The sequence below is a fragment of the Methylobacterium sp. P5_C11 genome, assembly GCF_054049775.1.
Map to the genome: position 1 here is coordinate 16,920 of NZ_JBFULS010000065.1, position 11,240 is coordinate 28,159.

The following is an 11,240-nucleotide window of genomic DNA, read 5'->3' on the forward strand; positions in this document are numbered from 1 at the left end:
GACCGGGCCATGCCGCTCCAGCCCCACGAAACCGCCTTCACCGAGGTGCCCGCGCCGCCGCGCCCGGTGTCGGTTCTTCCGGACGCCGCCGCGCTGGCCGTCGCCGACCGGCTGGCCGCGGACTTCGCCGAGGCCGCCGTCGCGCGCGACCTCGCGCGGCGCCTGCCGGTCGCCGAGATCGAGCGCTTCACCGAATCCGGCCTCTGGGCGATCACGGTGCCGCAGGAATACGGCGGCCCCGGCCTCGACAGCGCCACGGTCGCCCAGGTGATCGCCCGGATCGCCGCGGCGGACGGCTCGCTGGGCCAGATCCCGCAGAACCATTTCTACGCCCTGGAGGTGCTCCGCAACGGCGGCACCGAGGCCCAGAAGCGCGTCCTCTACGGCCGCGTCCTGGCGGGCGAGCGCTTCGGCAACGCCTTGGCCGAGACCGGCGCGCGGGACCACAGCCGCCGCACACGGCTCGTGCGCGATCCGGCCGGCTGGTTCGTCGAGGGCCGCAAATATTACTGCACCGGCTCGCTCTACGCCCACTGCATCCCGACGCTGGTCAACGCCGACGAGGATGGTTGGGAGGTGGCCTCCCTCGTCTTCATCCCCCAGGACGCGCCCGGCGTCACCCTGGTGGACGATTGGGACGGGTTCGGCCAGCGGGTCACCGGCTCGGGCTCGATCCTGTTCGAGCGCGTCGCCGTGGAGCCCGACTGGGTGGTGCCGTTCCAGGCCTCGCTGGAGCGCCCCACCGCCATCGGTCCCTTCGCGCAGATCCTGCACGCCGGGATCGATCTCGGCATCGGGGCGGGCGCCTTCGCGGCGACGTTGCCTGTCGTGCGGGATCGCGCCCGGCCGTGGATCGATTCCGGCGTCGCCCGGGCGGGCGAGGATCCCCTGACCCTTCACGCGCTGGGCGAAGTGCAGGTGCGCCTCGCGGCCGCCGACGCCCTGCTCGAGCGGGCCGGCCGTTTCGTGGACGCCGCGCAGGCCGCCCCCGATGCCGACAGCGTCGCGGCCGCCTCCGTGGCGGTGGCGGAGGCCCGGGCGGCGAGCCACCGGGCCGGCCTGCTCGCGTCGAGCAAGCTCCTCGAGCTCGGCGGCACCTCCGCGACCGACCGGGCCGAGGCTCTGGACCGCTACTGGCGCAACGTCCGCACCCACACCCTGCACGATCCGGTGCGCTGGAAGTACCACTGGATCGGCGCCTACCAACTCGACGGCCGGCATCCGCCCCGGCACGGAGCGCTCTGATGGCCGCCGCGACGAAGCAGATCCTGCTGAACGCCTTCAACATGACCTGCGTGGGCCACATCAACCACGGCCTCTGGACCCACCCGCGCGACCGCTCGGCCGACTACAACACGCTGTCCTACTGGACCGAGCAGGCCAAGCTCCTGGAGCGCGGCCTGTTCGACGGCCTGTTCATCGCCGACATCATCGGCGTCTACGACGTCTTCGGCGGCGGCATCGACGTCACCGCCCGGGAGGCCGTGCAACTCCCGGTCAACGATCCGACCGTGATGATCTCCGCCATGGCGGCTGTGACCGAACACCTCGGCTTCGGGGTGACGATCAACGTCCACCAGGAGGCGCCCTACACCTTCGCCCGGCGCCTCTCGACCCTCGACCACCTCACCGGCGGCCGGATCGGCTGGAACATCGTCACCGGCTATCTCGACAGCGCCCACCGCGCCCAGGGCGGCGGCACGTTGCCGGCTCATGATCGGCGCTACGACTATGCCGTGGAGTACCTGGAGGTCCTCTACCGGCTCTCGGAGGGCAGCTGGGACGACGCGGCCGTGCGCCGCGACCGGGCGGCCCGGATGTTCAGCGATCCCGCCCATATCCGCACGGTCAGCCACCGGGGCGAGTTCCTCACCGTCGAGGGCTATCACCTGTCGGAGCCGTCGCCCCAGCGCACGCCGGTCCTCTACCAGGCGGGCGCCTCGGGGCGGGGTCGCGCCTTCGCGGGCCGCCACGCCGAGTGCGTGTTCATCTCGGCCCGCGACCCGGCCACCGCCCGCGACTCCGTCCGCGCCATCCGGGCCGAGGCGGTGGCGGCCGGCCGGAATCCCGACGACGTGAAGGTCTTCGTCGGCCTCGCGGTCATCCCTGGACGGACCCGGGCGGAGGCCGAGGCGAAGCGGGACGAGTACCTCTCCTACGCGAGCCCGGAGGCGGGGCTCGCGCATTTCTCCGCCTCCACGGGGATCGACTTCGCCCGCTACGGCCTCGACGAGCCGATACCCTACGCGCCGGGCAACGCCATCCAGTCGGCCACCGCGGCGGCGGCCAAGCGCGGGCTGACGAAGCGCGACCTCCTCGCGGAACTGCAGCTCGGCGGCCGCTACGCGGTGCTCACCGGCGACGCCGTCGCCATCGCCGACGAGCTCCAGGCCTGGATCACGCAGGGCGAGGTCGACGGGTTCAGCCTCAGCAGGATCGTCGTGCCGGAGAGCTTTTCGGACTTCATCGACCTCGTGATCCCGGAGCTGCAGGATCGCGGCCTCTACAAGACCGCCTACGCCGAGGGCTCGCTCCGGTCGAAGCTGTTCGGCCAGGGGGACCGGCTGCCCGCCCGCCACCCGGCCGAGGCCTACCGCCACCCCGGCGCGCCTCAGCGGCCCTGAGCCTCGCCGCTCTCGGAGCCGAACCAGCGGCCGTAGATCTCGTCGTAGCGGCCATCCTCCCGCAGGCCCAGGAGGGCCTGGTTGACGCGCTTGCGCCGGGGATCGCCGGCCGCGAACAGGATGCCGTAGGATTGCCGGTTGAAGGCCGTCCCGATCAGGCGCAGGGCCTCGTGGCCGGGCCGGGTCGCGTAGTAGCTCAGCGCGGGGGCATCGTAGACCAGTGCGGCGACCGTGCCGGCCTGCAGGGCCGCGCAGGCCTCCTCCAGGGTCGCGAAGCCCACCGGCGTGGCGAAATGGTCCGCCAGGTAGGCGACCGACGTGGTGTTGGCGACCGTGCCCACCCGCCTGCCGGGCAGGTCCTGCGGGCCGTTGATCGCGCCGCGCAGGCGCTCCACGGTCGCCGTGCTGGTCAGGCCCGCGGTGAACCACGCGACCAGGGCGATGCAGGTGAACAGCCAGACCACCGTGATGGCCCGCGCGAGGGGGCTGCGCGGCATCTCCTCCGCCTGCGCGGCGAGGCTGCTCAGCGCCCACCAGAGGACGTGCGCGAAACCGTGCGCGGGTCGCGCCCGTGCGGCCATGCCGCCGGGATGGCGCCGTTCGAGCCACCGGACCAGCGTCGCCACCGCGAGGATGAGGCCGGCGAGCCCCAGGAGGACCTGCAGGAAGGCGGCGTCGTGCAGGAGCGCCTGGAGCGCCCGTGCCGTGGCCGAGCCGGTGGCGTCCGGGGCCGCCGGGACGGCGATGCGCAGGCCGGTCTCCAGCATGGTGACGGAGAAGTCGAAAAGCCGTTCTCGCTCCGCGGTGATCGACACCGCCGCGATGGCGAGGTCCGCGCGCCGGTCCGAGATCGCCGCGAACAGCGCCGGCAGGTCGTCGACGCGCACGTACGCCGTCCGGACGCCGAGCTCCCGCGCGATGGCGTTCCAGAGATCGATGCTGAACCCCCGCAGCCGGCCCTCCTCGTCCATGACCAGGGGCGGGACCGGATGCGTCGCGACCCGCCACGTCTCGGGCTCGTTCGTGCGGAGCGCGAGGGGCGCCCGCTCGGATGCCGCTGGACCCATCTCCCGGGTCTCGGCGCGGACCGGTTGCGCGGCGAGGCACAGACAGACGGTCAGGGCGACCGTGGGGCCGACGGCGCGCCGTCGACCGGCGGACGGACGCGGCACGTCAGAGGCTTTCGATCCAGTTGCGCAGGACGGCGCCGGGCGCGTAATCGGGGCTGGCGTCCCGGCGGTTGGGCGCGTCGCTGGGAATGAAGCCGAACCGGCGCTTGAACGCCCGCCGGAAGGTCCGCTCGTCCGAGAAGCCGACCGTGAAGGCGACCTGCGAGACCCGCAGGGGCTTGAGACCGTCGTTGCGCACGAGCATCCGCATCGCCGCCATCAGGCGGCGGTCGCGGACATACGCCACGATGCCGGTCGGGGCGAACAGGCGATACAGGGTCGAGCGCGACAGGCCGAGCCGCGCCGCGATCAGGGCGGGCGTCAGCGTCGGGTTGCCGAGTTCCGCCTCGACGAGGCGGCGGATGCGGATCCGGACGTCTTGGTGCTGAGAAGGGCGTCCCTCCTCCTGACCGCGCAGCCAACTGGCGCAGAGCTGGGTGATCGCCGCCGAGGCCGAAAGGGCCTCGCGCCGGTCGAGGAGGTCGCCGCAGGCGACGACGTTGGCGACGAAATTGTGGACCAGCCGCCCGAACGGGTCGCCGTCATGGTCGAGGGGGCGACCGTGCAGGGCGTCCGGGTGGCAGCCCTGCTTCTCGAGCAACGCCCGCGGGATCACGACGTTCGTGGCATCGACCGCGCCCGCGACGATGCGCACGGGCTGGGCGAGATCGAAGACGATGCACTGCACCTCGCTCACCGGGCGGCCGCCGTGATCGGTCTCCACGAGGCTCTGACCCCGGCGATAGAACTGCAGCAGGATGTGGTCGAGGCCCTGCTGGCTGATCATCTCCTGCGACCGCACGAGGGTGTGTGCCGGCGCCATCACGTCGCCGACGATGAGATCGCCGAGGTGATAGCTGCGCATCGCGATCGGGATGGTGAGATCGGTCTCGGGCCGGAAGCTCACCGCGAAGACGGGGGCGATATGCTCCTGCCACGCCCGGCCGAGGGCCTCCGGATCGCTGGGCGGTTCGAACCGCAGGCAGGCGACCTCGCCGTCTGGAGCATCGCTGCCGGAGGGTGCCGCAGCCGGGCTTCTATCCTCGGAAGACATAAGGAGAGCCTGACACCCGCTGTTGCCGCGACCGATGACGAACGAGGTGCCGGCCCAAGGTGACGCGTGGCAACGCGGTCCGGTCATCCCGCACGTTAGCCGTGTCCACCCCGGCCGTCCCTCTTTCCCCCGCCGACACAGGTGGCTGTACACCGCCCTTTGTCGCGGCGGCGTGCGATTTGGCGCAGGCACAACCGGACCGGATCACCGCCTGTGCGGCATCGGAGACGCCTGACTCGCGAACTCACGGGAGTGTTCCCTGCATCCCGGAAGTGGAAATCGCCATACCGGAATGTTGCGCGCGGTCCGCCTGTGATGGCCACGGCAGGATCTGTTCAATCTGTATTTTATGCCTTCCGTTCAAGTCTTTCGATGGTCATGACGGAGGTCGTTCGATGATTTCGCGCCTGTCGGCGGCGGTGCGGCGCCGATATCCAGGCGGCCGATGTTTCCCGTGAAACATCGTCTTCGATCGGTCGGGGGCCGTCTCGCCGATCTCTCAGCCGAACAGCGTGCGCGCCACGATCTGCGGGTCGATCGGCTTCTGGCAGAGCGCCACGGCACCGTGGAGCGATGGCACCGCGACCGGGTCATAGCCGGTGGCGAACAGGAACGGCACGCCCCGCGCCTGCAGCGCGTCGGCGACGGGATAGACCAGTTCGTCCTGCAGGTTGATGTCGAGGACGGCCGCGTCGATCTCGGCCGTGCGGGCGATCAGCGCCAGCGCCTCGCCCACGCTGGGCACCGGTCCGAGGACCTGGGCGCCGCCCTCCTCGAACCCGGACTTGAGGTCGATGGCGATGAAGTAGTCATCCTCGACCAGCAGGACGCGCCGGCCGGCCAGTGCAGGTAGGGGCGGAGTCATGCGGGGCTGCCTGCGGCCTCTCCGTCGGGGAGCGGGATGTTGATCGAGCAATGTAGCGCCGTGTCGCCCAGTTCGTAGCTGGTCGTCGCCTTGAGCGCGTAGGGCAGGGCGCGCTCGATCAGCTCGCGCCCATAGCCACTGCCGGGAGGCGCGTCCGGCAGGTCCGGTCCGCGGACGAGGCCCTCCTCCACCCATTCGACGTGCAACCGGTTGCCGCCATCGTTCGCCACATAGGTCCGCCACGTCACGCTTAGGCGGCCCTGCGCGGTGGTGAGCGCCCCGTACTTCAAGGCGTTGGTGGCGAGTTCGTGGAGGGCCAGGGCGAAGGTCTGCACCGTCGCCTTGCGCAGCCGCACCACCGGCCCGTGGAGGCGGATGCGCGCCTGCATGGCCGGTGCGTCGAGGGCGGCGAGTTCCGTCTCGATTACGGTCCGGAGGGTGATCGGCTCCTGGTCCGAGCGCGACAGGAGTCCCTGGACCCGCGAGAGGGCGGACAGGCGATCGTTGAACCGCGCCCGGAAGGTCTCGCCCGGGCCGGTCTGGGCCATCGTCTGCTTGGCGATGGCGCGCACGACGCCGAGCAGGTTCCGCGTCCGGTGCTGCAGCTCCGCGACCATGACCTGCTGCCGCTCCTGGAGCTGGCGCAGATCGTCGATGTCGGTGGAGGTGCCGAGCCACTCGACGATGCGGCCCTGCGCGTCGCGGACCGGTGCGGCCCGGGTCTGGAACCAGCAGAAGCGCTGCTCGGCGGCGTTGCTGAGGCGGTGCTCGAAGGAGAGGAGGCCGCGCGTGGGCGCCGCACGCCATGCGGCCTCGGCGACCGCGTAATCGTCCGGATGGACCGCGTCCAGCCAGCCCCAGCCCCGACTCGTCCGCTCGGTCTGCCCGGTATAGGCGTGCCATTGCGGGCTCGACCAGATGCAGGCGCCGTCGATCGCGGCGCGCCAGACCAGCTGGGGGATCCCCTGGGCGAGGGTGCGGAACAGCTCCTCACTGGCCCGCAGGCGGCGCTCCGCCAGCACCCGCTCGGTGCTCTCGACCACGATGGCGATGACCCCGGCCGGCCGGCCTTCCTCGTCGAAGACCGGCGAATAATCGAGGTTCATCCAGACCGACTCGGGACGGCCGTAACGGTGCAGGGTGAGTTCCTGGTCCTTGTACGAGAGTGTGCCGCCCGCCAGGCCGACGCGCATCACGTTGTCATTGAAATCGGCGACCTCGGGCCAGCCCTCGCGCACCTTGGAGCCGAGGAGCCTGGGATGACGCGCCCCCGCGAAGCCCGAATAGGCGTCGTTGTAGATCATGATGCCGTCCTCGCCCCAGAGCAGCACGATCGGCACGGGTGATTGCAGCAGGGTACTGACGGCGAAGATCAGGCTCGGCGGCCAACCCGCCAGGGGTCCGAGGGGTGTCTGTCCCCAGTCGTAGGTCCGGACCAAGTCGGCGAGTTCGCTGCAGCCGCCCGAGAAGATGCAGGCCTCGCTCATGCGGTGATCGACTCACGAAGCCCCAGCCCGGACGCGCAGCGCGCATGGAGCCCGAAGACCGGCCCGGCGGCCACGCGAGGCGGAGGTTACTACAGCGGTCCCGCGCCTTGATAGAGGTGCCCGCGCTCCGCCTTGCCGGATCCGACGGGCGCGGCACGCGAGTGGTCCGGCCGTCGCCGAAGCCGAGGCGCAGCCATGTCCGCGGCCGGCCGGATGCGAGCGGAACCCGAGTCCGGTCTCGCCCGACCCATGCGACCGAATGGCGTTCCCCTGTCCATAGTCTCGCCGTGTTCCGGGCGCCTCGTGGCTCACCGGCCCGAAAGGCGAGCCGGTCATCGGAGTCCGACGCGCATGATGAACTCTGTTCTGGCGCTTCTCACCGTCGTGGCGGTCCTGCTGGTCACGGCGCTGATCAAGCTCCCGCTCCTGCCATTCCGCCTCGTGGGCCGTCTCCTGCGAAGCCGCCCGGCGGCCGCCTGACGGATCCGCTCAAGCGGCCGCGTCGACGATGAATTCCATCCCGCGCCCCGGCCCCTGATCGGCATACGCGACGAGCGCCAAGCCGCGCTCGGCCAGGGTCGCCGCGACTGTGTCCCGCTCCCGCCGAACCATCTGGCCGATGGCCAACGGCGTCAGCCGGGGACTCGCCTGCCGCAACCGGTCGACTCCGATGCTCGCCGGCAGGCCCGCGCCTTCGGCGATCCGAGCGAGGGCGAGCCCCAGATCCCGCGCCTTGGTCTCCGCGGCGGATTTCGGCTTGAAGGCCATCTGCTTCTCCTTCTGCGGGGCCGCTCGCCTCAAGCGGCCCGCCTCTCGACGTTCACATCCGGGAAAGCCCGGATCCATACCCGCCGCCCCTTGGCGTCGTAGACCTCGACCTGCCAGCTCGACCAGTCGAACCGCTCCACGATCCGCTCCATCAGGGCAAGCGCGACGTGTTCGGCCTTGGCGTGCATCTGCGCCGCGTTCGGCCACCAGCTGCCTTGCGGGTCGGTCACCAGTTCATGGCCATCCGTGCAGTGGAAGCGGTAAAGCCGCATCGGCATTGAGATTCTCTCGATCAATCCACAGCGTTCCACCACCATCCGAGAATACGGCCCATCAGCGGTTGAACCCGCAGCGCGCATGCGCTTTGTTCATGTAATGTTCTATATAGATTCGAGCCACGATGCACCCGGATCCTGACGCGACGCCTGCGGAGATTCGTCTCAGGGAGGCGGTGGTGATCGCCGCCGCCTATCATCGGGACGCCCAAGGCGACGCGTGGGCGGCGCTCGTAGCGGCGATCGCCGATGCGCTCGTCGATCTCGACGCGATGGAGCAGCATTTCGCCCGGCAGGGGCGGCTGATCTCCCGGGGCTATGCCTGCGGCTGGCCGGGGACCCGCGCAAGTCAGGAGCCTCACCCAAGCGGTGCGCGGCCGCAATCCGGACCGGCCGTGGAAGGTCGATCCGACGTGGCGGCCGTGCCGAAGCGGCAAGCCGCCGCGCCGGCCTGAAGGTCCAGCGAGCGGGACGGGCCGCCTCGACGATCCGGGTCGACGAGTCGCCCCCGCAGCCGGGACCAGTCGGCCGGGTCGGCGCCGGACTCTCGGGGAGTCAGTGTTTCGCGCCGCCGCGCCGCGCCATGGCGCCGGGTTGGCCCAGGCCGATCGCCTTGGCGAGGGCGGAGCGCTGCTCGGCATAGCCCGGGGCGACCATCGGGTAATCGGCCGGGAGGCCGAAGCGGTCACGATAGCCGCGCGGGTCGAGACCGTGGCTGGCCAGATGGCGCTTGAGCGTCTTGTAGGTCTTGCCGTCGATGAAGCTGACGATATTGTCCTGCCGGACCGACTTGCGGATCTGGGCCGCACTCGGCTTCTCGACATCGGCCGGGGATGCTGTCCCGGACTCCGCCGTCAGCGACCCGGCGACGAGCCCGCTGATCGCGCCATGCACCCGCGCGATCAGGGCCGGCAATTCGGCGGCCGGGACCGGGTTGTTCGACACGTAGGCGGCAACAAGCTCGGCGGTGATCACGGTCGAGGTCTTGGATGTCACATCGGACGTTTCGTTCATCATTCAAATTCCAGAAAACGGTTTACGTTCAGATCATCTGCAGCGAATAAGGCTTTAGATAAAGTAAATTTCGAATGAAAACTTAGAGAAAAGCTTCGGATTTTAACGCCTCTTGCGGTTGCCGACGGGCAGCAAGCCGGCGCCCGTGCCGACCTGCGCGGGATTAACCATGCGGTGCCGCAGCGGAACCACCCCGGCGTCGCGGCAGACCGGTCCGGTCTCCGCCCTCCGCGACGCCGGCGAGGTCAGGCCGGCCGTCTGGACGCTGCCCCCCGGCAAGCTCGCGGATCCGGGCGGTCTCACGGGCCGGGCGTTACTGCGGACTCATTTCCGTTGGCCGCTGGGGTTGGGGGTGGCCGATGTGTCCGGCGCGACCGCCGGGTTCACGGGCGTAACCGTCGACCACGTGGCCGCGATCGCCGCGATCGCCAGCAACAGGGCGATAAAGATGCCTGTGAGGGTGAGGCGCTTCATGAGGGTGGTCTGGGACTTCGGGGCGGGAGGCGTGGAACGGCTGGCGCGGCCGATCGATCCCGGTGCCCGGCGCAGGACGAGGTCCTGGCCGTTACGACCCGCCCTGAGCGAGCCGTGCCAGGACCACTGCGGCGTGCCGGGCCATCCGTTCGAGCCGTCGGACGGTCTCGCCGTCGGGTATGACCGAGGCGCACCCGTAAGCGCCGAGGGCGGCCACCGGCTCGGGCGAACCGATCGGCATCATCACGAGGCTGCGCATCGAGGTCAGCCGGTCGAGAGCGGCCGGAACCCGGGGATCGCATTCGATGTCCAACACGACGATGGTCTCGGCGTCGAGCATCGCGCGCTCAGAAACGCATTCCGTCACCGGAAACCGACGACCGCGCCACAGCGGCTCGATGGCATCCCCTGCGGCATAGAGCATGGTGTCACCCTCCCGCAGGACCATGGCGATCCCGTCGGCGCCCGCGGTTTCCCGGGCGGTTTCGCGGAGGATCGCGACGATGTCCTCACGGGAGCGGGCCGCCGTCAGCCGGCCGGATGCCTGCGCCGGAGGCCGGGGATCCTTCGCCTCGGCGGGGCGCGTCGCCAACGCAGTCCGATCGGTCCATGCAGCGTTCCACACCCGATCGTCTCGGGGCGTCACCGCCCGGAAGCCCCCTGAACCGTCAGGCCTGATCGCGGCCGAGCGGACAGGCAACAACCTGGATCGCGGGTCTGTCGAACCGGCGTCAGGCCGGATGGAGCACACGGGTACGGGTGGAGACTAACACGCCAGCGTCGCACATATTTATCGTCGAGGCGGTAAGGCGCGGCAGAAATCTCGAAATAGTTCCCCATCCTTGAATCGAGACGCTGCGATGATGTGCTCCAGCGCACCTTCCGGGCCGCCGGTTCCGGACGGCCGCCGGCGCTGTTGCAACGATGCACTATCGCTCCCGCACATCCTGACGTCCTGTCCGCCCCGCACACATCCCGCACAACGGGAGACAGAGGACCAGATGATCAAGAAGCTTCTTCTCGCGAGCGCCGCCACGGCCCTCCTCACCGGCGCCGCTTCGGCCGCCGACCTTCCGCGCCGGGCCGCTCCGCCTCCGGTGTTCACCCCGGTCCCGGTGTTCACCTGGACGGGCGCCTACTTCGGTATCAACGCCGGCTACGCCTTCGACGCCAGCAGCCGCTCCACCGGCAACAGCTTCGGCGTGCCGTTCCCCTACGCCGCCCCCGGCACCGTCGCCACCTTCCGCAACAGCAGCCAGGACGGCTTCTCCGGCGGTGGTCAGGTCGGCTACAACTGGCAGCTGACGCCCGGCTCCGGCGTCGTGTTCGGCGTCGAGGCCGATGCCCAGTACCTCGACTTCGGCCGTAACCGGAACAGCGCCTTCATCAATGGCGCCCTGGCCCCCGGCTACTACGTCACCGATCCGCGCGGCCTCTCCAGCCTCGACTTCTTCGGCACCGTGCGCGGCCGCCTCGGCTACGCCTTCGACCGCACCCTCGTGTACGGCAC

The 11,240-nt window shown here is 70.4% G+C and carries 14 protein-coding genes; 5 read left to right on the top strand and 9 right to left on the bottom strand.

The window, feature by feature from the left end:
- The first annotated feature begins 9 nt into the window (after positions 1 to 9).
- Together ACXJKQ_RS24190 and ACXJKQ_RS24195 are read left to right on the top strand one after the other, a co-directional pair.
- On the top strand, positions 10 to 1,245 hold the full coding sequence (locus ACXJKQ_RS24190) for an SfnB family sulfur acquisition oxidoreductase (protein WP_457108240.1): 1,236 nt from the start codon (positions 10 to 12) through the stop codon (positions 1,243 to 1,245).
- Positions 1,245 to 2,624, top strand: coding sequence for an LLM class flavin-dependent oxidoreductase (locus tag ACXJKQ_RS24195; protein WP_457108241.1), 1,380 nt, complete (start codon positions 1,245 to 1,247; stop codon positions 2,622 to 2,624). The genes ACXJKQ_RS24190 and ACXJKQ_RS24195 overlap by 1 nt, the downstream gene beginning before the upstream one ends.
- Here ACXJKQ_RS24195 and ACXJKQ_RS24200 read toward each other — a convergent pair.
- From ACXJKQ_RS24200 to ACXJKQ_RS24215, 4 genes are all read right to left on the bottom strand, one after another.
- Positions 2,612 to 3,796 (bottom strand): transporter substrate-binding domain-containing protein, encoded by a 1,185-nt coding sequence (locus ACXJKQ_RS24200; RefSeq protein WP_457108242.1) that lies wholly within the window; start codon positions 3,794 to 3,796, stop codon positions 2,612 to 2,614. The two genes, ACXJKQ_RS24195 and ACXJKQ_RS24200, sit on opposite strands and share 13 nt — an antisense overlap.
- A gap of 1 nt (position 3,797) precedes the next feature.
- Positions 3,798 to 4,847, bottom strand: coding sequence for a helix-turn-helix domain-containing protein (locus ACXJKQ_RS24205; RefSeq protein ID WP_457108243.1), 1,050 nt, complete (start codon positions 4,845 to 4,847; stop codon positions 3,798 to 3,800).
- A 499-nt stretch (positions 4,848 to 5,346) separates the two neighbouring features.
- Complete coding sequence (locus ACXJKQ_RS24210) at positions 5,347 to 5,712, bottom strand: response regulator (RefSeq protein ID WP_457108244.1); 366 nt, start codon at positions 5,710 to 5,712, stop codon at positions 5,347 to 5,349.
- Positions 5,709 to 7,199 carry a sensor histidine kinase gene (locus ACXJKQ_RS24215; RefSeq protein ID WP_457108245.1) on the bottom strand — a complete coding sequence of 497 codons (1,491 nt, stop codon included), beginning with the start codon at positions 7,197 to 7,199 and terminating at the stop codon, positions 5,709 to 5,711. The genes ACXJKQ_RS24210 and ACXJKQ_RS24215 overlap by 4 nt, the downstream gene beginning before the upstream one ends.
- 351 nt (positions 7,200 to 7,550) lie before the next feature.
- Here ACXJKQ_RS24215 and ACXJKQ_RS24220 point away from each other — a divergent pair, with 351 nt between their 5' ends.
- Complete coding sequence (locus ACXJKQ_RS24220; RefSeq protein ID WP_280141091.1) at positions 7,551 to 7,679, top strand: hypothetical protein; 129 nt, start codon at positions 7,551 to 7,553, stop codon at positions 7,677 to 7,679.
- Between the two features lie 9 nt (positions 7,680 to 7,688).
- Here the strand turns inward: ACXJKQ_RS24220 and ACXJKQ_RS24225 are convergent, their stop codons facing one another.
- On the bottom strand, positions 7,689 to 7,967 hold the full coding sequence (locus ACXJKQ_RS24225; protein ID WP_457108246.1) for an adenylosuccinate synthase: 279 nt from the start codon (positions 7,965 to 7,967) through the stop codon (positions 7,689 to 7,691).
- 29 nt (positions 7,968 to 7,996) lie between these two features.
- The gene (locus ACXJKQ_RS24230; RefSeq protein WP_457108247.1) at positions 7,997 to 8,245 is read right to left on the bottom strand and encodes a DUF6894 family protein; all 249 of its coding nucleotides are present in this window, start codon (positions 8,243 to 8,245) and stop codon (positions 7,997 to 7,999) included.
- Between the two features lie 176 nt (positions 8,246 to 8,421).
- Between ACXJKQ_RS24230 and ACXJKQ_RS24235 the strand changes: the two genes are divergently transcribed.
- Positions 8,422 to 8,697, top strand: coding sequence for a hypothetical protein (locus ACXJKQ_RS24235; protein WP_457108248.1), 276 nt, complete (start codon positions 8,422 to 8,424; stop codon positions 8,695 to 8,697).
- Positions 8,698 to 8,797: 100 nt separating this feature from the next.
- Here the strand turns inward: ACXJKQ_RS24235 and ACXJKQ_RS24240 are convergent, their stop codons facing one another.
- The 3 genes from ACXJKQ_RS24240 to ACXJKQ_RS24250 form a co-directional block, all read right to left on the bottom strand.
- Positions 8,798 to 9,256, bottom strand: coding sequence for a MucR family transcriptional regulator (locus tag ACXJKQ_RS24240; RefSeq protein WP_457108252.1), 459 nt, complete (start codon positions 9,254 to 9,256; stop codon positions 8,798 to 8,800).
- 324 nt (positions 9,257 to 9,580) lie between these two features.
- A complete protein-coding gene (locus tag ACXJKQ_RS24245; protein ID WP_457108249.1) occupies positions 9,581 to 9,730 on the bottom strand; it encodes a hypothetical protein in 150 nt (49 codons plus the stop codon).
- 91 nt (positions 9,731 to 9,821) lie between these two features.
- The gene (locus ACXJKQ_RS24250) at positions 9,822 to 10,322 is read right to left on the bottom strand and encodes a GAF domain-containing protein (protein ID WP_457108250.1); all 501 of its coding nucleotides are present in this window, start codon (positions 10,320 to 10,322) and stop codon (positions 9,822 to 9,824) included.
- A 409-nt stretch (positions 10,323 to 10,731) separates the two neighbouring features.
- Here ACXJKQ_RS24250 and ACXJKQ_RS24255 point away from each other — a divergent pair.
- Positions 10,732 to 11,240 (top strand): outer membrane protein (locus ACXJKQ_RS24255; protein ID WP_457108251.1); only part of this gene is annotated, 509 nt, incomplete at its 3' end.